Origin of the sequence: Peribacillus sp. YIM B13472, assembly GCF_042788005.1 — a bacterium.
Lineage (GTDB): Bacteria > Bacillota > Bacilli > Bacillales > DSM-1321 > Peribacillus > Peribacillus simplex_E.
On record NZ_JBHZPG010000004.1, the window covers coordinates 1 to 21,484 of the forward strand.

At 39.0% G+C, this 21,484-nt stretch carries 18 protein-coding genes; 9 read left to right on the forward strand and 9 right to left on the reverse strand.

Annotation, left to right across the window (positions count from 1 at the left end; all coding sequences use genetic code 11):
* Positions 1 to 841 precede the first annotated feature (841 nt).
* Complete coding sequence (locus ACFX4I_RS04420; RefSeq protein ID WP_377419548.1) at positions 842 to 2,293, forward strand: flavin monoamine oxidase family protein; 1,452 nt, start codon at positions 842 to 844, stop codon at positions 2,291 to 2,293.
* Positions 2,294 to 2,385: 92 nt separating this feature from the next.
* Here ACFX4I_RS04420 and ACFX4I_RS04425 read toward each other — a convergent pair whose 3' ends face one another.
* From ACFX4I_RS04425 to ACFX4I_RS04435, 3 genes are read right to left on the reverse strand one after another with little or no spacing between them, the layout of a single operon-like run.
* Positions 2,386 to 3,498, reverse strand: coding sequence for a Ger(x)C family spore germination protein (locus tag ACFX4I_RS04425; protein WP_377419337.1), 1,113 nt, complete (start codon positions 3,496 to 3,498; stop codon positions 2,386 to 2,388).
* Positions 3,495 to 4,589 carry a GerAB/ArcD/ProY family transporter gene (locus ACFX4I_RS04430; RefSeq protein WP_230302186.1) on the reverse strand — a complete coding sequence of 365 codons (1,095 nt, stop codon included), beginning with the start codon at positions 4,587 to 4,589 and terminating at the stop codon, positions 3,495 to 3,497. Before ACFX4I_RS04430 ends, ACFX4I_RS04425 begins: the two co-directional genes overlap by 4 nt.
* Entirely contained in the window at positions 4,561 to 6,015 is a 1,455-nt protein-coding gene (locus tag ACFX4I_RS04435) for a spore germination protein (protein ID WP_377419339.1), read from the reverse strand. The genes ACFX4I_RS04430 and ACFX4I_RS04435 overlap by 29 nt, the downstream gene beginning before the upstream one ends.
* Positions 6,016 to 6,211: 196 nt before the next feature.
* On the opposite strand from ACFX4I_RS04435, the gene ACFX4I_RS04440 reads away from it, so the two are divergent.
* From ACFX4I_RS04440 to ACFX4I_RS04455, 4 genes are read left to right on the forward strand one after another with little or no spacing between them, the layout of a single operon-like run.
* On the forward strand, positions 6,212 to 7,738 hold the full coding sequence (locus tag ACFX4I_RS04440) for a spore germination protein (protein WP_377419341.1): 1,527 nt from the start codon (positions 6,212 to 6,214) through the stop codon (positions 7,736 to 7,738).
* An 18-nt stretch (positions 7,739 to 7,756) separates the two neighbouring features.
* Positions 7,757 to 8,848, forward strand: a complete 1,092-nt coding sequence (locus ACFX4I_RS04445; RefSeq protein ID WP_377419343.1) for a GerAB/ArcD/ProY family transporter — start codon at positions 7,757 to 7,759, stop codon at positions 8,846 to 8,848.
* Positions 8,845 to 9,930 carry a Ger(x)C family spore germination protein gene (locus ACFX4I_RS04450; protein ID WP_230302182.1) on the forward strand — a complete coding sequence of 362 codons (1,086 nt, stop codon included), beginning with the start codon at positions 8,845 to 8,847 and terminating at the stop codon, positions 9,928 to 9,930. The genes ACFX4I_RS04445 and ACFX4I_RS04450 overlap by 4 nt, the downstream gene beginning before the upstream one ends.
* Positions 9,931 to 9,969: 39 nt before the next feature.
* Positions 9,970 to 10,521 carry a Rid family hydrolase gene (locus ACFX4I_RS04455; RefSeq protein ID WP_230302181.1) on the forward strand — a complete coding sequence of 184 codons (552 nt, stop codon included), beginning with the start codon at positions 9,970 to 9,972 and terminating at the stop codon, positions 10,519 to 10,521.
* A 131-nt stretch (positions 10,522 to 10,652) separates the two neighbouring features.
* On the opposite strand, the gene cysI is transcribed toward ACFX4I_RS04455, so the two are convergent.
* Entirely contained in the window at positions 10,653 to 12,371 is a 1,719-nt protein-coding gene (cysI, locus tag ACFX4I_RS04460) for an assimilatory sulfite reductase (NADPH) hemoprotein subunit (protein ID WP_377419345.1), read from the reverse strand.
* A gap of 26 nt (positions 12,372 to 12,397) precedes the next feature.
* On the reverse strand, positions 12,398 to 14,212 hold the full coding sequence (locus tag ACFX4I_RS04465) for an assimilatory sulfite reductase (NADPH) flavoprotein subunit (RefSeq protein ID WP_377419347.1): 1,815 nt from the start codon (positions 14,210 to 14,212) through the stop codon (positions 12,398 to 12,400).
* Positions 14,213 to 14,553: 341 nt separating this feature from the next.
* On the opposite strand from ACFX4I_RS04465, the gene ACFX4I_RS04470 reads away from it, so the two are divergent.
* Together ACFX4I_RS04470 and ACFX4I_RS04475 are read left to right on the forward strand one after the other, a co-directional pair.
* On the forward strand, positions 14,554 to 15,462 hold the full coding sequence (locus ACFX4I_RS04470; protein ID WP_377419349.1) for a LysR family transcriptional regulator: 909 nt from the start codon (positions 14,554 to 14,556) through the stop codon (positions 15,460 to 15,462).
* 212 nt (positions 15,463 to 15,674) lie between these two features.
* Positions 15,675 to 15,989 (forward strand): iron-sulfur cluster biosynthesis family protein, encoded by a 315-nt coding sequence (locus ACFX4I_RS04475; protein WP_309519027.1) that lies wholly within the window; start codon positions 15,675 to 15,677, stop codon positions 15,987 to 15,989.
* A 234-nt stretch (positions 15,990 to 16,223) separates the two neighbouring features.
* Here ACFX4I_RS04475 and sigH read toward each other — a convergent pair whose 3' ends face one another.
* From sigH to cuyA, 3 genes are all read right to left on the reverse strand, one after another.
* Positions 16,224 to 16,874 carry an RNA polymerase sporulation sigma factor SigH gene (gene sigH / locus ACFX4I_RS04480; protein ID WP_377419352.1) on the reverse strand — a complete coding sequence of 217 codons (651 nt, stop codon included), beginning with the start codon at positions 16,872 to 16,874 and terminating at the stop codon, positions 16,224 to 16,226.
* A gap of 636 nt (positions 16,875 to 17,510) precedes the next feature.
* Positions 17,511 to 18,014, reverse strand: coding sequence for a DinB family protein (locus ACFX4I_RS04485; protein ID WP_377419354.1), 504 nt, complete (start codon positions 18,012 to 18,014; stop codon positions 17,511 to 17,513).
* 109 nt (positions 18,015 to 18,123) lie between these two features.
* A complete protein-coding gene (cuyA, locus tag ACFX4I_RS04490; protein WP_377419356.1) occupies positions 18,124 to 19,122 on the reverse strand; it encodes a D-cysteate sulfo-lyase in 999 nt (332 codons plus the stop codon).
* A gap of 350 nt (positions 19,123 to 19,472) precedes the next feature.
* Between cuyA and ACFX4I_RS04495 the strand changes: the two genes are divergently transcribed.
* A complete protein-coding gene (locus tag ACFX4I_RS04495) occupies positions 19,473 to 19,886 on the forward strand; it encodes a GntR family transcriptional regulator (RefSeq protein WP_377419358.1) in 414 nt (137 codons plus the stop codon).
* The gene (locus ACFX4I_RS04500; RefSeq protein ID WP_377419550.1) at positions 19,865 to 20,116 is read left to right on the forward strand and encodes an FCD domain-containing protein; all 252 of its coding nucleotides are present in this window, start codon (positions 19,865 to 19,867) and stop codon (positions 20,114 to 20,116) included. The genes ACFX4I_RS04495 and ACFX4I_RS04500 overlap by 22 nt, the downstream gene beginning before the upstream one ends.
* 385 nt (positions 20,117 to 20,501) lie before the next feature.
* Here the strand turns inward: ACFX4I_RS04500 and ACFX4I_RS04505 are convergent, their stop codons facing one another.
* Positions 20,502 to 21,461: a VOC family protein gene (locus tag ACFX4I_RS04505; RefSeq protein ID WP_377419360.1), complete on the reverse strand. Its 960-nt coding sequence runs from the start codon at positions 21,459 to 21,461 to the stop codon at positions 20,502 to 20,504.
* Between the last annotated feature and the right edge of the window lie 23 nt (positions 21,462 to 21,484).

Consider the following 21,484-nt stretch of genomic DNA (forward strand, 5'->3'; position numbering starts at 1 on the left):
GGGAAAAGCGCGTCTAGGGGAGACCCCGCAGGCGAAAGCCGAGGAGGCTCCCCGACCGCCCGCGGAAAGCGAGTGCCCTACGTTCCAATCAACGTCCAAATTGTACAAGCCATAAAAATAGACAAACTCGATTTTCATCGAGTTTGTCTACAGTCTGAAAACTCTATCATAGAATAGAGTTTTTTTTATATGTTCAGGAATTAGCACTTTTACGAATGATAATAATAGTGATATCCCCCACCAAGTATAAATAAATTAATTCATAGGTCAGGAGCCTAAAACCTTTTTTAACTAATCAACACTGTTCTATGCGCACTTGCTAAAATATATGAAACTATACTAACTCAAATTGTTATGCTAATTAGCGTTTGGTTTCAAAAGACAAAGAACGATAATTGCCTCAGTTATCCACTTTTTTATTGCTTAATCAACTTTTATTGATATATATAGATTGGTGCGTTTTTCCGAAATAAGGTTGCGAATAGCATTCTTCGTTATTTCATCCCATTGTTCAAAAAAGCTGAACACTGCTACTCTAATTTTCTAAATTAAATTCAGCTCCGTCATAAATCGTAGTTTTAGATAGTTAGCCTCCGAAAAAAATGGCATCAATCAGCTTATTCATCTTCTGAATCTTAAATTATCTAATAATCGAGTATTCCACATAAAGGATAAACCTAAAGGAATATGATAGCAATAATCAATCATGACAAATTATTGAAGATCCTTCATAAATGGTGACCCAATAGGAATAAGATAGCTTAAATCCCATATAGAAAGTGTAACAAGAGAGGAGAAAAACACTTTGTCCTTTTTCAAAGATCCGCTTTCACCCGATCAAATGCTTGCTGTTATCAGAAATGGCCTGGGGCCTTCCCAGATCCCCAAAAAAATCATTATCATTGGTGCCGGCATGTCTGGGTTGGTTGCAGCATCCCTTTTAAAACAAGCGGGGCATGATGTAACGATATTCGAAGCATCCGGGAGGGTCGGAGGGCGTGTTTTGACCATACGGGAACCATTTACAAACGGTTCCTACCTTGAAGCCGGTGCCATGCGCATCCCGAATTATCATTACTTAGTTGCTGAATACATCAAGAAGTATGGTTTACGAGTCAACACTTTTGTGAATGCGACCCCTAATGATCCCATTTATGCCAATGGAATCAAGACGACTGCTGCCATATATCAACGGAACCCGGATATACTGAGGTACCCTGTAGCTCCCCATGAAAGAGGCAAAACAGCTGAAGAATTACTCAACATGGCAATTAAGCCAGTGACTGACTTCATCATTCAAAACCCACGTAGAAATTGGGAAATAGTCATTAAAGAATTTGATAAATACTCCATGAGCTTCTTTTTGCAGTACAATCCTGTAGGGATTAGTCTATCCACGGGGGCGATTGAAAGCATCAAAGTCCTAATGGGTTTAGAAGGATTCCCTGAACTTTCTTTTCCGGCCATTCTTCGGGAGCTTATGCCGCTTTTTAATCCGGACATTAATTTTTATGCAATCGAGGGAGGAAACGACCGGCTACCTTATGCTTTTCTTCCGGAATTGAAGGATAATCTTAACTTCAGATATGAAGTGACAAAGATCGTCCAACATGATAATCAAGTTACCATCCATTCTAAACATACTCAAAGCAATAGACCCTTAACGGTCACCGGTGACCTTGCCATCGTAACTATCCCTCTTCAATTGCTGCAATTTATAGATATTGAACCCCGGAATTCCTTTTCCCATAATAAGTGGAAGGCAATAAGAGAACTCCATTATGCTGCTTCCACAAAAATTGGACTTCAGTTCACACATAGGTTTTGGGAAAAGGAAGGAATCTTCGGCGGTAAACTGACGACCGATTTACCCATTAGATTTTCTTATTACCCCAGCCAAACGAGTAACCAGAGTGAATCAGGCATCATCCTAGCAAGTTATACATGGGAAGATGATGCCACCTTATGGGATATTCTCCCAGAAAGAGATCGTTTACAACAAGCATTGAAAAATTTGGAAGTGGTCCATGGAAAACAAGTATATGATCATTTTTTATCAGGAGCTTCTTATAGCTGGACACTGAATCAGTATGCTTTCGGCGCTTTCTCCATGTTTAAACCTGGTCAGGAAACGGACTTGTTTCCATACATTCCAACCCCTGAAGGAAGGGTCCACTTCGCTGGTGAGCATACATCAACTGTACCAGCATGGATTGAAGGAGCCATTCAATCCGCCATAAGGGTTGCACATGAAGTGACGAATCTTCCTAGAACGTTCGATGGGCCCTTATAAATGAAGGGACTTTTCCTTATTTGACCATGACTCAACTAAAGAGCACTTGACAAAAAACCTTCCCTTTGGAAGGTTTTTCTTCTTTTGACCAATCACTTTATCCCTCCTTTTGAACCGAAGTCTATGACTCTTAAATCCACATCATAATTAATATCGGCTTTACTGAAAACTTCGTCCCATTTCTGCTTATTTTTCTCCCAAAACTTTGGATGCTGATTTTCCACATAACGATACAATCCTGCTACCCCTGTTTTATATTCATGCTGTAATTTGTATACGATTTTCTTGACATCCTTCTTAACTTCATCTTCGGCAACACGCTCAACCTCTTTTAAATAGGCTTCTTCAAATGAATTTTCCTTACCATACCAATCTTCCGAAAGTCTTGCTGTATACCCGACCTCAATATTGATCGTCAAATGATCTCCGTTCAATTCCGTCGTGATTTTCCTCCTTGTCCTATTGATCAATTCAACACTTAAGGGCTTGCCATGTTGGACCGTTTCGATTATTCCACCTTTCACCTTTCCGTTCAACCAATTTAAAGCGGCTATATCCTCAGCATTCATGACTCCGACCAACTTTGAATTGTTGATCACCCCTGCACCCTCCAATATTAATTTCCCTCCTCTAATATCAACGGCCTGAATGGCAAAGCTTCCATCTGATTGCAAACTTGAGGAAGCTTTTCCCATTGTTAAAGGCGGAAGGATCTTATTCGTTCTGTTATCATTATCTTTCAATTCATAGATTACATTCGAAGGGATTTCCCCATCGTCTCCTAGTCCCAAAATTTCTTTTGTCGGTCTCTTTGTTAAAAATACAAGACAGCTTCTCCTAGTGTTATTATCGCGAATTGCCTGATTAATGATCGCTTCCATCGGGATTTCCCTTAATAAATCTTCATTAATGAGCATGATACGCTGATGATTGGTTAAAACCGTATTGGTTATGAGCAAAGAATCCCTTATTGCTTCATGCATCGTTTTGGCACTGACGGTAACATTCTTATATTTTAGTTGAGCTTGATTCTCCTGAACACTGCTTCCTGGAGGTACCAGAATTTGCTGTGTTAACATGATTTCGTCTTTCTTTTTACTATTATCGATTCCCATTCCGACCACAAGGGATAAATCTTCAATATTTCGACTGTCCCAACAGCCTGTAAGTAAAGGAATAAGCAAGATTAACCATAATCTTTTCATCCGCTTCTTCCACTCCTTTTCAATTGAACGATTGCAAATGTAATAATTGGCAAGCCAAACAATATAAAGGGAAATACATAGCCCAGCAAATCGCTCATTTTAAAAATCTCGTTTGTATTTTTAGGGACTTTGGCGAGAAAAAAAACGATTGGAACCAAAACAATAAGGTTCGTTGAATATGAATTGTTGAAAATTTTCGTCAATCCTTCTGCTGCGAAGTAATAGTAAATTGCATGTGTACAAAAGAACTGAAGAATCCAGGTGATTAAGAGAAACAGCTCCAAACGCTCTATAAATATCCCTATTACTTCATACGATTGAATAAAAGAAATGGTAGGCCATGTAACAGCTTTGACTTCAGGAACAGTCAGTGTAGCGACTACCAGAACATATGTAATCACATATAATATCATCGGAATGAAAAAACCGATTAAAACGCCACTTTTTACCTTGTTTTGATTTTTAACGACGCCAAACAAAAAAATGAAAAGTTCAATTCCAAAAAAAGACAAAGTTCCGGAGCCCATTCCTTTCATCACAGGGAGAAATCCTTTTCCAAGAACAGGCTGCAGGTTTTTTATCTCGACTACTTTAATACTGAACAAATAAATGAACAAAACGATGACAATTGTCAGAGGTAGAAAGAAGACGCACACCTTTGCAATGGCTTTAATTTTGCCTGTCAATAGATGGACACTCGCTAAAATCAATGTGAGCATCACTATTTCAACCGGCGTTTCCTCCAACAAATAAAATCGGACCATTTCACTCATCGCAAGCACTTCAAAGCTAGCCACACTTATAAAGTAAAACACGACGATCAATCCAATAATTTTGGAGAGCCACTTTCCATATGCCTCCTCCATGTATGTGTAATAGCTTATAACCTGATGTTTTTTTAACAGTACAACCAATAGGCATATGAAAAGGGCAATAATGAACCCATTTAGAATCAAGACGATCCATCCATCGGATGAATTAACTTTTTCCGTTATCGCCCTTGGAAGCGTAAGCATCCCAACTCCTAACATAGCGCATGAAATGATCGAGGCCAATTCCCCACTAAGAATTTTGCCGTCTGCTTGGCTCAAGAAAGTTCTCCCCCTTTTTCCGCTTCGGTAACCGGAGGAACGCGTCCTTCCAAGTCTTTTTACCTATAAAATCCGTTGGTTGAAAATAAGGTTCTTGAAAGCTGGTCAATTTCGACAAATGGCTGATAACGATGATAAAGAATAAACTGGTTCCATATAGGCCTAGAACGGCGGAAAAAATCATCGCTCCGAACCTTAATGCCCTGAATGCCAGTCCAAAGCTATATTGTGGTACCGTAAAAGAGGTAATCGTCGTAATCGCAACGATTATGACCATGAGAGAACTCACGATATTGGCTTGAACGGCTGCTTGTCCAATAATGACACCACCAACCAACCCAACCGTTTGCCCAATGGGCGCTGGAAGCCGAATGCCTGCTTCACGAAGCAGTTCAATCGTCAATTCCATTATGATCGCTTCAACAAAAGGCGGAAACGGCACGTTCTCCCTTGTACCCGCGATCGTCATTGCTAGTTCCGTCGGCAGCAATCCAGGGTTGTACGAAACCAAGGAGATATAAATTCCTGAAAGAAAAACGGTAATAAATAAGGAAAAGTAACGAAGGACACGTAGAAAAGAACCCGCTACCCACCTTTCATAATAATCATCAGGTGACTGCAGCAGCATCGTAATCGTCGTAGGTGCCATCAACGCAAATGGTGAGCCGTCGACCATGATGACCACCCTTCCCTCCTGCAGTGCCGCCAATACTTTATCCGGACGCTCCGTATTCTGGATCTGTGGGAAAGGGCTAAATGATGTATCCTCAATTAATTCTTCAAGCATCCCCGAGTCTTGGAGATCGGTAGCTTTTACTCCATTTATCCGTTTATTCACTTCTTTTAGCAAAGAATCGCTTGCTTTTCCTTCATAATAGATCAATGCCACTTCCCGCTTTTCAAGCGTCCCTAACTTCTGTTTTTTGACGATAATGTTAGGATGGTTTGAATATTGCCTTATCAAGCCGATATTTTCTTGAAGACTTTCAATAAACCCTAGCTTCGGTCCACGGACAACCCTCTCTGTCGAAGGTTCACCAAGTGTCCTAATTTTCTCCTTTTTCAGATTCAAGACATAACCATTCGCCATTCCATCTATAAATAAAAGCGTTTTTCCATCAAAAATTTGCTCTTTGGCTTTTTCATAATTTTCAACATCCTGTTCCCTGACTGAACAGATTTTGGAAATGACCAGCTTCTCGATGGAAACCGGGTGCGTAGTTTCGACTTGCGCAGCTGATAAATCTAGGACTATATCATTGAATGCTGGATAATTCATCGTTCCATTGACAAAAACGAATAATCCTGAAATTTCATAACCGGGAATGAATATCTCTTTAAAAACGATATCAGCCTGCATATCCAATTCAGATTTCAATTTTTCCTTCTTTTCATCCAATTTTATATGCAAGGGTTTACTTACCATAGTGAACTCCTTTGGTTAAATGAGGTTTATTTTTAGCTTCCTCTTTTTTCAATTTTTTTATTCGAAAAGGAACTGGTGACAGTTTTTAGACCGAGGTTCTTTAGAATGTACGAGCATCCTTAACAATCCAAAATGGTTAATATGTAATTAAATTGCAAATGCTAGGATAACTAGCTTTAGTTTAGAGGTGACAGCATTGTTTGACCGCGGAAAGTTCAAAAAAAAAACCAATCAACCAAACGAAAAAAATGATGAATTAAATAAGGTTTCGGAAGTAAGGGATCTATTCAATACCCTTTCTTCATCCAATGATTTCATAAACCATCAAGGAACATATAATGGTGTAGGCTATTGGCTTTCTTTTTATCGCTCTTTAATTGATGCACAGGAACTTCATAAAAGTGTTCTTTCTGTCATACCCACTCTGGAAGCGATAAATTTGGAGCAAATTAAAGAGAACGTTCCTATAGCAAATACACTAATCACCAGTACCAAGGTTGTAATCGAAGAAAGGATCATGAGAGGCGAAATTGCACTTCGTTTAGATGCGAATCTTGATGAATGCCTATTAATCAATGTTGCGGCCCAACAAGGAAGGCAAGTTGATAAACCTGAACTTGAATTTGGAATCATAAGTGCTCAAGAAGCTTTTGTCGAGGATATTAATATTAATCTGAATCTAGTCAGAAAAAGGCTGCCTATCCCTGGATTGCAAGTAAGTGAAATGACTGTGGGGTCCTTGTCTAAAACGAAAGTGGCAGTGTTATCGATAGAAGGGATCGTTAATCAGGAAAATGTTGATAATGTTATCCAAAGGATCAATGACGTAGAGTTTGATGAAATATTGGACGGGTCACATCTCGCGCAAATGCTATATGATAATTCAAATACCTTATTTCCCCTTTTTCTAAATACGGAAAGGCCTGATCGCATCGCAAGTGCATTGGCTGAAGGTAAAGTAGCCTTGTTAATCGATAGGTCGTCCTCTGCACTTATTACTCCAACCATATTGTTGGAATACTTTATCACCATGGAAGATTATGATATGCCTTGGGTTCCGGCATCTGCTTTCCGTTTATTAAGGATATTCGCGGTCGCTTTTTCCATATTTGCAACACCCATTTATGTAGCCGTGCTGACCTATCATTATGAACTGATTCCTAAAGATTTGTTGGAAACGATCGTCACTTCAAGGAACTTAATACCTTTTCAGCCTTTGATCGAAGCGTTATTCTTAGAGATTTCCATTGAGTTATTACGGGAAGCGGCTGCCAGGCTGCCAACGAAGGTAGGTCAAACATTAGGTATCGTCGGCGGTATCGTTATCGGTCAAGCGGCCGTTGTAGCTGGTTTGACCAGTAATATCTTATTGATCATCGTTGCCCTATCGGCATTGGCATCATTTGTTACGCCAATTTATAAAATGGGTAATGCCATACGGCTACTGCGGTTCCCCTTTTTAGTGGGAGCCCAAATTTGGGGGTTGCTCGGCATTATCATAACGGCCGTGTTTTTGATGACCCACCTTATCAAATTAACGTCAATGGGACAGCCGTACCTTGAACCCATATATCCATTTCGCATCCAAGATTGGAAAGATAGCTTTGTTCGGCTTCCTTATAATCTTTTTAAATCCAGGCCTGAAAATTTACATCCTGATGATATGTCCAGACAGCCAACACCCAAAAAAGCAAGAATCAAAAAAAATGATTTTAATGAATGATTTAAATGAGGGTCCTATATGAACCAAGTAGAAGTTAATGAAAAGTATAAGGTATCCCCGTTCTATGTGTTTTTTTTAGTGCATTCCATGCAAACGGGAGTAGGCGTTTTAAGTTTTCAAAGAGTTTTAGCAAAGTCGGCGGGAACGGATGGCTGGATTTCGATACTACTTGCCGGACTGATCGTTCATATATTGATCTGGATCATATATAAAATATTCAGTATCGTCCCAGGTGATATCATTTCTGCCAATAATCATGCATTCGGAAAATGGATTGGGAATTTTTTCAGTCTATTATTCATTCTTTACTTTTTGATCCTTGGGATGGATATGATTATCAGCTATATAAATGTCATACATGTATGGATGTTTGCAGAGGCAGCTTCTTGGGCGTTTACAGTGGTTTTATTGCTTCTGATCTATTATATAAATACGGGAGGCTTCCGTACAATTACGGGAATTGCCTTTTTAAGCGTCATTTTGTCTTACTGGATTTTCTTTGTCCTATTCTATGCCATGAAATACTCTGATTTCACCAATTTGCTCCCTATGTTCGACCACAATCTATTGGATATACTGAAGGGAACCAGAAGTACTTCCTTAACTTTGCTTGGTTTTGAAATGATCGTGATGTTTTATCCGTTCATCAAAGATGCTAAAACTTCACAAAAATATGCTCATGGAGGGGCCTTAACAACAACCTTATTAACCGTATTCATTTATTTAGTTTCACTGATTTTTTATTCACAAAAACAGTTGGAACTGACTATATGGCCGACACTTACATTGACCAGCATTGTCGAATTGCCCTTTATTCAACGGTTTGAATATATAGAAATTTCTTGGTGGGCCATTATTGTCATACCCAACATGACCATCTGCTTGTGGGCTGCAAGCCGAGGTTTCAAGCGTTTATTCAATGTTCAGCAAAAGTATCCATTATGGGCGATGTCCATTATTATCCTGCTCACCAATATATTTGTTTTTGATGAAGATTCACTATATATATTGAATAAAATAATCAATCCATACGCCGTGCTCTTCCTTGCATTATATTTGCCTCTTCTTTTGGTCGTCATTTATATAAAGAAAAGGAGGAAACGTTTATGAGAAAATTCTTTCTTGTCATCTTGGCCTTTTCCCTCCTTTGCAGCTGTGCCCAGCCAAGAGTGGTTGATGAAGTCAATATGTCCCAAGCCATTGGCTACGATATACGGAAGGATAAAAAAATCGAAGGAATGTTCGTCATCCCTATTTTCCAACAGGACAAGATGGGGATGTATCAAATCTTAACTGGAACATCGACGACAACGAGTGATGTTCAGGCTACCGTATCCAAAAAAGCGGATAAGCCGGTGAAGCTTGGGCAGACACGCATCTTTTTATTTAGCGAGAAAATCGTACATGAAATAGGAATAACAGAACTGACCGATTATCTCTACCGTGAGCCTCAACTTGGAAACAGGGTCTTTTTGGCCATCGTTGAAGGAAAGGTCAAGGATGTAATAAATACGAAACCACCAAATACGAATGTAAATATTGGAATCTTTTTATCAGACTTGATCAATCAACAAATTGAAACAGGGAATGGACCGGATACAAACCTCCATCTTTTTTTAAGAAACTCCATGGAAGATGGCGGAGATTCGTTTCTACCTTTATTTAAAATAATTAATAAAGAAGTTGCAGTTTCAGGAGTGGCCTTGTTTCATGAAAATAAAATGGTCAGTAAAGTTCGAACGGATGATATGTTCATTTTCAAGACATTAGTTCAATTTCATAAACGGGGAATTTACAAATTCAAATTAAAAGACAAGCAGAAAAGTGATATCGTAGTGGAAAGTATCCGAAGTGGTTCAAATTATGAGGTATCTAACTCCGAGCGAAATCCGTCCATTACGATTAAGATCAAAATTAAAGGACAAATCAAGGAATCCATGCGAAGTGACAACCTTACCAATAGAAAGATGATAAAAAAAATTGAAAAGGAAATGGAAAATGATTTAACCAAGAATGCAAACCGTCTTATTAAAGATTTTCAGAAAAAATCCCTTGACCCGATTGGCTTAAAAGAAATATACCACGCCAAAAATAAAAAAATGACCTATGAACATTGGAAAAAGATTTATCCGAAGATGGACATTCATATAGAAACTACAGTTAATATCATCCAAACTGGGGTCTCTGAATAATAAATTTTCAGGAATTCTTTTCGATAAGGAGCTGACTTTATGAAAAAAAACATGAAATCAGTCATTACTACTTCAGTATTAGGTATAAGTTTAATCACAGGAATCACTTTTGCTTCCGCAGGTAACGATAAAAATGAATTGAACTCAGATAAAGTGACCTTCTTTGGCTCCACATCTTCTGCGATTTCCAGTTCAGTTGCTGTACCTCAAAGTTATAACCGGTTATTGTTTAGCGGAACAGTCCCTCCTCTTTTAAACAAGAATGGAAAAACCACTTATGAGAGATATGGCAATACAGAAAGGCAGGCAATCGGAATCTTAGAAAATTTAAAAGCAGATTTGAAAACTAAAGGACTTTCCCTCGCTGATGTAACCTATTTGCGTGTGTATGTCGCACCAGATCCAAACAAAGGAGATAAACCAGATTATCAAGGTTGGTTTGATGCCTATGCTTTGTTCTTTAATACAAAGGAAAATCCAGTAAAAACCGCTCGTTCTACAGTAGGGGTGCAAAGTCTGGTTTCGCCGGATTATCTTATTGAGATTGAAGCAGAGGTAGCCTATAAAAATAACAGCAAGTCAAAAAAATAGACGATGAGAGTGAATGGTCATGTTTCAATACCGGTGTTCCAGGCTTAGTTACCATTCTTATCATTGCACTCCGGAAAACTATTGAATACAAAAAGAGACAGGAAATTATACCTGTCTCTCGCTGCATTTAATCAATCATGAAAATTCATTCCATCCGTCACTTCTTTAACAATGCCCGCATTGATGACAAAGTCTCCGAAATGCTCTCCTTGCTGACGTTCTTTTGCATATCGGGAAAGAAGTACACGCAATTCTTTTAATATCTCTTCTTCACCGATGTTTTCACGGTACATTTTGCTTAATCGGCTTCCGTCGAAGGCAGCACCGAGATACATATTATATTTGCCAGGTGCCTTACCGATAAAACCAATTTCCCCGAGTGCATGCCGGGCACAGCCATTCGGGCAACCGGTCATGCGAATCGTGATTTCTTCGTTCCTTAAGCCGTTTTCATCAACGATCTCCTCGACTTTATCAAGCAGAACCGGCAAATAACGCTCTGCTTCGGCCATTGCCAACCCACATGTTGGAAGCGCCACACATGCAATCGAGCTGCGTCGGAGTGCCGAATGATGTGCACCATCCGTCAAACCGTATGTTTCAAGCAATTCGATGATCTTTTTCTTTTGCTGACTTGACACATCTGCAATGATAAGGTTTTGATTGGCCGTCAAACGGAAATCACCCGTATGGATCTTTGCGATTTCACGCAAACCGGTCATCAGCTTGTAATCATTGATATCGGCAATTCGGCCACCCTCGACAAATAGTGTAAAATGCCATTTTCCTTGCATGCCTTTTACCCATCCATAGCGGTCACCATTATTATCAAAATGATAAGTTCTCGCTTCCCCCAGATTCCATCCTAGACGATTTTCCAATTCAGCCTTTACCGCTTTTAGCCCAAGCCTGTCAACCGTATACTTGAACCGTGCATTTTTCCGTACGGAACGGTTTCCGTAATCTCGCTGAATCGTAATGATTTTTTCAGCCACATCCAGTATTTTGTCTGGCTGGCAAAAGCCGATTACTTTGGCTAGTTGAGGATATGTCGCCTTGTCACCGTGGGTCATTCCCATACCGCCGCCGATCGCCACATTAAAACCAACGAGTTTTCCATTTTCAACAATTGCGATGAAGCCAAGATCCTGGGAGTAAACATCAATGTCATTGGATGGAGGAACGGCTATGCCTATTTTAAACTTCCTTGGCAAATAAAGCTTACCATACATTGGTTCGACTTCCTCCACTTCAGGAGTACCAACCACTTTTTCTTCATCCAGCCAGATTTCATGGTACGCCCTTGTACGTGGCAAAAGATAATCACTCAATTTTTTCGACCATTCATATACTTCGGAATGAATTTCGGATTGAAATGGAATCGAATTGCACATTACGTTCCGGTTTACATCACCGCATGCAGCGATGGTATCCAGCATGGAAGCATGGATTTCCTGAATGGTTTTTTTCATATTCCATTTTAAAATACCATGCATTTGAAACGTCTGTCTTGTTGTCAATTTCAAGGTTCCGTTTCCATATTTCTGAGCAAGGTCATCCATAACAAGCCATTGGGAAGGCTGCGCCACCCCGCCGGGCATGCGGACACGCAACATAAACTGATAGGCAGGCTCAAGTTTTTGTTTCTGACGCTCATTGCGTAGATCCCGGTCATCCTGCAAATAACTGCCGTGATGTTTCATTAGTCGATTGTCATCATCCGGAATACCGGCACTAATCCGATCCTGCATCACTTTTCCAAGTGTACCTCGCAAATAATCGCTTTTCTCTTTAATTTGCTCAACATCACTAGGCGGTCCTTCTGGTGCTTTTAATAGTGTTTTCACCATGTTGTTATCTCCTTTTCATCCAAATTTCAGTACACATCACGTTGATAGCGTTTATTCTGTTGCATTTCGTCAAGATAAGCTTGCGCATCAGCATGGCTCATATTGCCTTCTTTTTCAATGATCTCAATAAGCGTATTATGGACGTCATGTGCCATGTTTTTCTCGTCACCGCAAATGTATACAGCTGCCCCTTCTTGAAGCCATTCGTATAATTCCCCGCTGTGCTCGCGCATCCGGTTTTGAACATATACTTTTTCATCAGTATCACGTGAAAAGGCAACATCCATTTTCGTAAGTACGCCTGTTTTCAACCACTTTTGCCATTCAGTCTGATAAAGGAAATCCGTCACGAAATGCTGATCGCCGAAAAAGAGCCACGTTTTCCCTTTCGCTTCCGATTCTTCGCGATCTTGGATAAACGATCTGAACGGAGCTATGCCCGTTCCCGGTCCAACCATGATTATTGGAGTGTCTGGGTTCTTCGGCTGCTTGAAATTCTGGTTATGCTGAATGTATACAGGCAGCATGTCCCCAGGCTGTAATCGGTCCGCACATAAAATGGAGCAGACACCGTTTCTTTCTCGTCCGTGACTTTCATACCGGACAGCTCCTATTGTCAAATGCACTTCATCCGGATATGCGGATAAGCTATTCGCAATCGAATATAGACGGGCTGGCATTTTCCGGAGTATCGATACGAACTCTTGCGCCGATTCACCCCATGAGCCAAAATCACGGACAAAATCAAGCAAATCACGGCCTTCACGATATTCTTTTAACTTTTCTTCATTACCAGGCTCTAAAAGCTCCTTTAAATCCTCGTTACCTGAAAGCTGGGCCGCTTGTTCAATGAGCGATTTTGTCAAAACCGTGATTTCAAAATCGGAGATGAGCGATTCCCTAAGCTGCCGAAGGTCTCCCTGCTTATTGACCTTCACGGTTTCTTCAGGGTCCCAATTGAGTTCCGTAAGAAGCATATCCACTAAATCCGAATCATTTTTCGGATAAACACCAAGGCTGTCACCCGGTTCGAATGTAAGACCTGAGCCCTCTAGAGATAACTCAAGATGATGTGTCTCTTTATTGGAGCCACGGCCGTTCAAGTTTATATTTTCAAGCACTTCCGCTTTAAACGGATTTGTTCTTGAATACGTTTGTTCACCTACTGAAGCCATCGTTGCGGGAACTGCAGCAACAGTACTGCCTTGCCCTTCATTTAAACTAGAAATGACTCCTTCCAGCCATTCGCTAGCAGGCTCATCATAATCAAGGTCGCAGTCCATTCGCGGAAATAACCGTGTTCCTCCTAGTTCCTCCAAGCGTTTATCGAATTGTTTTCCCGTTTCACAGAAAAACTCATATGAGCTATCCCCAAGCGCCAATACTGAAAAGCGGAGACCTTCGAGGCTTGGTGCCCTCCTGCCATGAAGATACTCATGGAAGGACAATGTATTATCCGGCGGATCACCTTCACCATGCGTGCTAACGGAAATAAGGAGATTTTGGACTTTTTTCAAATTGTTGACTTTAAAGTCACTCATGGATGAAAGGGTAACCTGAAAGCCATTACCCTCAAGCTTACTCGCCGCATTTTCTGCCAGCCCTTGAGCATTGCCCGACTGTGAACCATAAAGAATGGTCACCTCTTTTGATACTGTCTTTCCGCTGCTTTGAGCTTCCAATACCGGAGCTTCGGCTGAACTCATATTCGAAACTGACAAAGATGCAGTCAGATAACCGCTCAACCAAACTTTTTGTGTTTCTGTCAAGCTAGGCAGAAGGCTGTTAAGTAGCTCTGCCTGCTCATGATTAAAGGGACTGTTACTTACCTGAAGTTGCACGATTTCCACCTCACAAAGGGATATTAACTTATCTTAGTTGACTCTTAGGTATAACGATTGGGTTAAACATTTTTATTTCCATCCATAAAATCATTAACTCGTTTACTCCTATAGACGAAGTCGGTTTTGACTCCAAAAAAAATTGAAAATACAGTCATATAGATTCATAGCACGCTACAAATAAAAAATAAGGTTATATTATAAAGGACTTTAACCTTCCCCAGCTTATACTTTTCCTAAAATAAGTTTCTCATTAAAACTTTACTAGAAGGCGCATCATTAGTAAAATATATATAATTTATTATAACTATTAAGAATATTAATAATAAGGAGAAATTTCTATGTACTATGATGCTCTAAAAACATTTGTGACCCTTGTGGAAGTCAAGAATTTTACTAAAACAGCAGAAATGCTTCTTATGTCGCAACCAAGTGTAAGTTTGCATATAAAAAAATTAGAAGAAGAGTTCCAAACCAAATTATTTCTCCGTTCTCCTAAATTCCTAAAAGTCACCTTGACGGGAGAAATTCTTTACGACCGGGCCAAGCAAATGATCACAATCTATGAACAGACCAGACAAGACATTCAGGAACACGATAGTTCCATTAAGGGTGAATTGAAGATAGGGGCAAGTTTTACAATAGGAGAGTATATCCTTCCTTCTTTACTCATCGACCTTCAAGAGGACTATCCTGAACTTGAACTTCAAGTCGTAATCGGTAACACGGAAGAAATCGTTCAAGCCGTTCGGCTATACAAAGTGGATATTGGTTTAATCGAAGGCCAAACCAATGAAAAAGAGCTTTCTGTTCACCCCTTCATGCAAGATGAGCTATTCATTGTGTCTTCTAACAATCATGCACTCGCTAATAAAGACGAAGTGGAGATTACTGATTTACATGACCAAGCATGGGTAACTAGGGAAGTTGGATCTGGCACACGTGAATACCTTAACCACGTCATACGTTCAAATGGTTTGAAAATTAAATCGATACTCACCATAAGCAGTAATCAAGGAATTAAAGAAACACTTATAAAAAACGGCGTAGGGCTGGCTCTGCTTTCCCGAAGTGTCATTGAAAGGGATGTACAAAATAAAATTCTTTCTATTATTCAGGTAAAAAATGAATCCTTCAACAGAACGCTTTCGTACGTCTATTCCCCTATTATGAAAGATAAAAAGAATGTCAAGACTTTTATAACTGAATTAAACAAAAAATGGCCTATGAAAGCAAAGTCTATAGGCTAATCATTGCAAAGAAAGCTATTCCAAAGATGAGTTACAGACACATGGTGTTTGAACTTATTTGTGATTTTATTAAACAATCATAAGCCTGATGACCGGGAACATCGGCTTTATTATACTTAATAAACATTCTTATGCACATTAACTTATAAACAATTGGGTATACGAATAAATAGGGGATTGTATAGATAAAAAATAATATGGGAGCGGGTTTTATGAATATTGAGATTAAAGAAGCAGCGATTGAACAACTATTAAAAGTGAATTATAAAGAGAATGAAGGTGTTCGTATCGAAGCCATTTATGTTGGGAGCTGTTCAATTTATGTGGAACATGAATTGAACATTGATAATAAGAACGAAGATGATGAGAGATTCATAATTGCTGGAGTCCCCATATTAATTTCAAGTGAGTCTAAAAAGCATCTTCCGGATAAAGTCTTCCTCAATTACAGTGACGGACTTGGATACAAATTATATTCAGACGATGAAACATTGAGGTATAATCTCCAATTGAAAAGAGTGAATTAAAAAAATGAACATAGTAAAAAGCCCATGTTTTTCAGTTGGGCTTTTTTTGGTTATACTCAGAGAATTTTTTATCGGCATGTTACCTAGAGGGATTTTATTTTCCATAGGATAGCACTGCACTAACTGCTCCATTACCAGGAAAATGCTTTAACAAGTACTTTTATCTATTCTATTAATTGTTTAAATGTTATTTTACAAATTAATAATGACCGAAAGTTTAAAGAATGATTGTTATTATTCTTCCACTCTTCTGGACTCGAAGTACCGCTCCAACTTCCTTTTTACCCGCTGAAGTGCATTATCAATCGTCTTTTTTTGAACATTAAGTTCCTTTGATATTTCAAAATAAGTTTTTCCTTCCAAGTACAATTCCACAACACTACTTTCCAACTCACTAAGTACTTCCGTTAAAATCAGCTCAATATCGCAAATTTCTTCTGATTTTATTAAGATCGTGACTGGGTCATTTTGTCTCTGTTCAGGGATTAGATCAATTAGGGCCTGTTCCGACTCCCCTTGATAGATAGGCGTATAAAATGAAACATAATTATTTAAGGGAGAATGCTTTTGGCGAATAGCCGCTTTAACAGCCGTTATGATTTGTCTTGTAATGCACAGTTCCGCAAATGATCGGAAAGAGGACTTTTTGCCATTCTTGTAGTCTCGAATGGCCTTATATAGTCCAATCATTCCTTCCTGAGATACGTCTTCCTTATCTCCACCCGTTAAAAAATACTTCAAAGCATTTGATTGAACGACACATCTGTATTTTTTGATTAAAAAGTCCAGTGCATCTTCATCACCATTATGGATTTTCCCAACCAATATTTCATCTTCCATTTGAGTATAGTTTTCCATTCGTTTCTTCTCGATGATTACACTCATTTTTTTCCCCCACTCACTAAGTTGAGCACCGACATAAAGGTTGCATTATCACTTCAATGTGTTAAAGTTCATTCAATATTATAATATCTCAGAAATGACGATAATGATATTCGCAAATAACGACATTTTTCTACAAAATACTGATATTTATAAGTCCTGCTCTATAACTATATACTTTCAGTCAGCTTTAATTGTTTTGGTGAAGATCTCGTCATTATAGTAGTTTTGTTTAACTCCTAATCATTGACGGATATAATTATGCCGGTGGTTGTGGCAATTACGGTGGAGGTTCAGGAAATGGAGGCCTAATAATAGCATAATTATAAATAATAATATTAAAGAACTATTCTGCACTAATGGTTTAACATAGCCTAATCAAAAGGAAAAGACGGAATCTAACACATCTTTTACTTTTACTCCATTAGCTTTAATTGGAGAAACAAGTAGTATGCCATTTAAAACATCGCCTCTAAATTAGCTGGTTTCATTTAAACCCTTCATTGGCAAAATAAAAAAGCACCCTTCAAAGGATGCTTTAACATATCATTAACTCAGTTATTAAATTGAGAACTGGGATTTAATTATTCGCCAATGGCCCCTTTTGTTAAAGGTCGGAACTTAAGCATGCATAAGTAATTAAAGTGGTGGATTTTGCACACCTAGATGAATCCAATCTTCTTTTGGCGGTCCATAAACCCCAGAAGGTTTTATTCCTGCTTGACGCATTAGAACCGTAACTTGTCCGCGATGATGAACAATATGCTTGATTAGCCCCATAAGAATGGAAGCATTTGTTTCCTGTCTTCCAAAAGCTTCTTGTATTTGTTCCAGGGATTCGTCTGTCCATTGCTGTTCAATAATTTTGGCTGCGTGAGAACTTACATTTTTAAATGTGATAGCAATTTCCTGGGCTGAAGATGGAACGTTTTCCGAACTTTCTATCCTGTCTATCTTTAACCCGAAATGAACTAGATAATCTGGAATGTTCGTAGTGAAATGCCACGCAATTCTCCCTAAAGTGCGACCTTCGGGATAAACTTGTTGACCTAATGAATCATCAGTCAAACTATCCAAAACATTTTGAGTCAGTATGGCTTCTTTATTCCATTCTTTAATAAAATCCGAAATTGTTATATACATATAATACCTCCCCTATTCCGATAGATAATTACTTACTCAAAGCACATTATATAATGTGAAACACACATAAATTAACTGTGAGAAATTTCTTAACGAATTTCTCAAAATTTTATCCATGAAAGAGAGAAGTATTGGCGTATAACGATGAAGCTCCACCAGAATGAACAAATAGAATGTTATCCACAGGCTTAAAGGTCCCTTTTTGGATTAAATCGATGAGTCCCGCTGCCGCTTTACCCGTATATACCGGATCCAGCAAAATCCCTTCCGTTCTTGCCATAAGCTTGACGGCATCCACCATTTCAAGTGTAGGCAAAGCATAACCCGGTCCGACATACTCATCAAAACACGTAATATCCTCACGAGGAATTGAATTTGGAATGCCGATGTGCGTTAAAGTTTCTTTAACTAGCTGAAAAACTTTCTCTTCTTGTTCAGCTTTACCTCTGCTTACGTTTATTCCGATTACCGATACTCCACTTTGATTTCCATGAAATCCGGCCGCCAAACCAGCATGCATTCCCCCGCTGCCGCTTACACAAATAACTGCTTTCAAGTCAATGCCTTGCTCAAAGGACTGTGCCAAGATCTCCTGTGCGCATGCAACATATCCCGTTGCACCAATGACATTGGATCCCCCAACCGGAATGATGTAAGGCCGATGTCCTTTCTCTGATACCTCTTTAGCCACTTTCTGCATTTCTTGCATTAAGTCCGCTCCATTAGGGACAACTATAATTTGGTCAGCCCCCAATAAATGATAGAGAAAATAGTTACCGTTAAAATCCGGCTCTGAATTTCTTGAAAGTCCCTCTTCCAACACAAGGATGCATTTCATTTTCTCTTTAACCGCAGCAGCAAGTGTCAAGCGGCAATGATTGGATTGAATGCCTCCACATGTAATCAACGTATCTGCGCCTTTTTCCAATGCATCGGCAACAAGGAATTCCAGTTTTCTTGTTTTATTTCCCCCGGCAGTCAGACCAAGCATATCATCTCGTTTAACGTAAATGGATGGGCCCCCAAGAACTTCAGAAAAATGATCCAATCTCTCGACTGGTGTATATGTCGGTGTATATCGCTTTCTAGGAAATTGCGCTAAATTCATTTTAAAACTCCTCCTGTATCCTCTATGTATATTAAAGAAAAGAAAATATCAATCTGACGTTCTCTTTTCTTTAATATAAGCTTCGATTTCAATCATAGCATCTTTATGTAATCGAGCAACATGAATCTCCCTTCTTGCATGATTATCTGTAAAAAGAATTAATTGTTTCATAGATCATTTAAACTTATATGAACTAAAACTCTAAATTATTTGTTGTGCCAAAACAGGAACCGACCCGCCCCATTGAATTGTATAAATAATCAAAAGTCTGAAGCATTGAAATGACTACAATCGTTTTTTAAGATAAAATAAATATACTTGTATATAATTGGATTTTAGAAAAGAGCAACATGGAAACCAATCACTATCAATATATTCCAGAACAAATAGAACATTATTCTTCTAAGCCCTTAAGGGAAGCTATATTTTTTGTTATAAAAAATGCGATCATTGAAGGGATATTTTTGCACGGAGACCGTTTAACGGAGGATGATATTGCCCAGCAATTCAATTGTAGCCGTACACCGGATCGTGAAGCTTTGAGGAAATTAGAACAGGAAAATTTGCTTCAGGTGAAACCTGGTATAGGGATGGTCATATCCAATGTGGATATTGAACTTTTACAGCAGGAATTGGAAATCAGGAAAATGCTTGAAAACTATTCTATACAAATAGCTTGTGAAGGAATTACGGAAGAGGAATTAAAAAACTGGAATGGGCAACGGATAAACAGCAACAGGCAATTAGTAGTAATGACCGAATAGCGGCAAGTCGTGCAAACATTGAATTTCACCGCTTATTATATTCCTACTCGAGAAATACCTTTCTCCAAAAAACTACGGATTCATTATGGCTTTCTTTTCGAATTTCCTTTTTATCCGCCCGTAATGAAGATGTTACAATGGTTGATAAATCTTGGTATGAGGCACGAAACAACGAGCACTTACAGGTAATCCATGCCATTCGTGACAAAGATGCAGAAAAAGCAATATAGGTCAATACGATCCATATCCCAAAAAACTATGACTATTACCTTGATAACATAAAACGTGTATCACAATTAACTTAACATAAAAGGGAGCCTAAATGTTTTTAACAATATTAATATTCTGAATTATTCGTCAATGATTTTTTTCGTATGATGTTAAATTTTTCACTTTTATTCGAACCGTACAAGGCCATGGTTGAAGTCCCCTTCCCGACCATTGCCTTGTATGCTTTTTACGGTTTCGCTTCTAGGTAGTTAATCAGCTGATTAGGTGGGAAAATGGCTAGGTTTTTCGATTGAATGACCGCTGGGGTTCTTATTCCTAATTATGTAAGTTCCAATTGCCCAGACAATTCATCCAAACACCTTTTGATGATCAATGGTTACTTGTTTACTCTTCGTAACGTTCCAGCAATTCAATAATCACATTAAAGGTCGCTTTTGTATCCATATAGGCATACCGGCCTTTTCCGTTAAAAAAGTTTCCTGTCTGTATGACCGGATAGCCCATTTCTTCCAGCATCTTCATTTTAGCCTCCATGTCTTTAACGACAAAAGAGATGTGGTGAACACCCTCACCATATGTTTCAAGATGATCTTTCCACGTACTGGGTGATTCGCCCGGCTCGATCAATTCAATTTGAATTAACGGAGTATCGATGAACATATATTTTGATTTTCCTTCAGTGGGCTTCCCTTTGTAAATCACGTTTGTAATATCGGATGAACCAGAATGGATGATGGGAGGTTTTTCAATACCCAACAACTTACAATATGCATCTGCAGCCGCATCAAGGTCTTTGACAACAAACGCAAGCTGTTCCACTTTGTTAGTCCCTAGTAGCGGCTGAATGCTGTCATCTTCCGGTCTTTCCCATGCCGTTACTCTTGGCTCCGCACTTTCAAGCAGTTCAACTAACGTTTTGTGATCATCTAGTGTATCCACATATACATATCGGCCTTCACTTGAAGTGAATTCACCCGTTTGCAAAGCTGGGTAACCATTTTTCTCCATGATTGGCAGCCTCTTTTGGATAGAGTCCACATCAAAAGCTATATGGTGGATCCCTTCACCTACTTCATCCAGGAACTCACGCATCGTTCCTGGATTTTTATCGGGTTCTATTAGTTCAAATTGGACGGTCGGCGTATTCAGGAAAGCCAGTTTGGATTTCGATTCCGTTGGTACACCTCTAAAAGTGACTTTCGAAACAGAACTGTCACCAGTTAGAAATGGTTCTGCCTTCTTAATGCCCAGCAGTCTTGTGAAAGCTAGATTAGCAGCTTCAATATCTTTTACAACAAATGCGAGTTGATTAATATTCCTATTGCCCAATAGTGATTCAGCCATACTAATAAACCTACTTCCATAGT

Coding starts and splice junctions, on each gene's coding strand:
- ACFX4I_RS04455 (WP_230302181.1), top strand. CDS start 9,970: ATGAAAAAAAACATGAAATCAGTCATTACTACTTCAGTATTAGGTATA.
- ACFX4I_RS04420 (WP_377419548.1), top strand. CDS start 842: ATGCTTGCTGTTATCAGAAATGGCCTGGGGCCTTCCCAGATCCCCAAA.
- ACFX4I_RS04505 (WP_377419360.1), bottom strand. CDS start 21,461: ATGGCTGAATCACTATTGGGCAATAGGAATATTAATCAACTCGCATTT.
- ACFX4I_RS04435 (WP_377419339.1), bottom strand. CDS start 6,015: ATGGTAAGTAAACCCTTGCATATAAAATTGGATGAAAAGAAGGAAAAA.
- ACFX4I_RS04485 (WP_377419354.1), bottom strand. CDS start 18,014: ATGTATATAACAATTTCGGATTTTATTAAAGAATGGAATAAAGAAGCC.
- ACFX4I_RS04445 (WP_377419343.1), top strand. CDS start 7,757: ATGAACCAAGTAGAAGTTAATGAAAAGTATAAGGTATCCCCGTTCTAT.
- ACFX4I_RS04475 (WP_309519027.1), top strand. CDS start 15,675: ATGAATATTGAGATTAAAGAAGCAGCGATTGAACAACTATTAAAAGTG.
- ACFX4I_RS04450 (WP_230302182.1), top strand. CDS start 8,845: ATGAGAAAATTCTTTCTTGTCATCTTGGCCTTTTCCCTCCTTTGCAGC.
- ACFX4I_RS04495 (WP_377419358.1), top strand. CDS start 19,473: ATGGAAACCAATCACTATCAATATATTCCAGAACAAATAGAACATTAT.
- ACFX4I_RS04425 (WP_377419337.1), bottom strand. CDS start 3,498: ATGAAAAGATTATGGTTAATCTTGCTTATTCCTTTACTTACAGGCTGT.
- sigH (WP_377419352.1), bottom strand. CDS start 16,874: ATGAGTGTAATCATCGAGAAGAAACGAATGGAAAACTATACTCAAATG.
- cuyA (WP_377419356.1), bottom strand. CDS start 19,122: ATGAATTTAGCGCAATTTCCTAGAAAGCGATATACACCGACATATACA.
- ACFX4I_RS04470 (WP_377419349.1), top strand. CDS start 14,554: ATGTACTATGATGCTCTAAAAACATTTGTGACCCTTGTGGAAGTCAAG.
- cysI (WP_377419345.1), bottom strand. CDS start 12,371: ATGGTGAAAACACTATTAAAAGCACCAGAAGGACCGCCTAGTGATGTT.